This is a genomic window from Mycobacterium sp. 852002-51961_SCH5331710, assembly GCF_001665535.1.
GTDB lineage: Bacteria > Actinomycetota > Actinomycetes > Mycobacteriales > Mycobacteriaceae > Mycobacterium.
This window is the reverse complement of record NZ_LZSQ01000030.1, coordinates 1-1,174: the sequence shown is the minus strand read 5'-3', so window position 1 is coordinate 1,174 and position 1,174 is coordinate 1. Positions and strand designations below refer to the sequence as shown.

Genomic DNA, 1,174 nt, shown 5'->3' with positions numbered 1-1,174 from the left:
AGGTCGGCGGGATCGGGTTGACCGCGGAACCGGTGCCACAGCCGACGGCCGGCGAGCAGAACCAGGACCGCACCCGCCGAGAGCGTGATGAAGAACAGCACCTTGCCGTAGGCGTTGGAGTGCACGGACAACCGGACGGGTTCGCCGAGCGGCAGGCCGTCGGCGGTGCGCAGCGCGACGTCGACGGCGAACCGCTGGGTGAAGTGCACCTCGATCGGCACCCGCAACGGGAGGTAGCCCGGTGGAAGGACGATCTCGCCCATATCGGTGACCGTCATCCCCGGTGGCGCGTCGACGTCGAGGCGGACCCGGATCGGCACCGGCAGGTCGTTGCGCAGGGCGAGCGGCAGCGGGCTGCGCTCGGTCGCCAGCGTGTAGGCGCCGCCGGGGTTGACGATGGTGACCGCCCCGAAGATGTCGTCGACGGTGTGTCCGACCGTCGTAAGCCGTTGTTGGGCAGAGCCGTTGCGGGTGTCAGGGGGCACCGACTGGCTCAGCGCGCGCAGCATGTCCTCGCGCAGCGGCGCGGTGTAGCCGTATCCGGTCAGCCCGGTGCGTTCGTCGGTGGTCAGCGCCGCGGTCAGTCCCCACAGCCGGCCGGTGACCCCCGCGATACCGGAGACGACGGCGTCGTCGAACCGGGCGTCCGGATCGCCGATTTCGTCGTCGGGCATCGGGGCCATGTCGTCGGGCGGGACCGCGCTGGCCTCGCCGATCACCGCGGGGAGCGGACGTGGCTGCGCCAGCCCGGCGTTGATCGCGGTGGACACGGCGCGGAACACGGCGCCGGCGTCGTCGGGTCCGAGGCTCCACGCCAGCGGCGGCATCAGGATCTGGGTCCGCGGCGCGACGTCGGGGTTGAGGCCGCGCCACAGCACGGCACCGAGCGCGTCCTGGCGGCGGGCCACCGCCGAATCGTGCTGTAGCGAGATGTCGAGCGACGGGTCCAGGTATCCGGGGGTCACGGGCTCGGTGCCCGCGCCGGCGAGCGCGGCGCCGACGGACGGGTCGAAGGGTGCCGCGACGACTTGCGGTGTGAACCGCACCGGCGTGGTGTCCGGGCCTCCGGTGCCGGTGCCGTCGTCCGATTCGGACTCGGCGGGTGCGATGGCGATGGTCTGCCCGCCTTGATCGGACAGCAGGCTCACCGCGGGACCGGTCAGTGGGCCGTCCC

The 1,174-nt window shown here is 72.7% G+C and carries 1 pseudogene; it reads right to left on the bottom strand.

The window, feature by feature from the left end:
- Positions 1 to 1,174: pseudogene (locus A5752_RS27675) on the bottom strand (hypothetical protein); the annotation flags it as partial.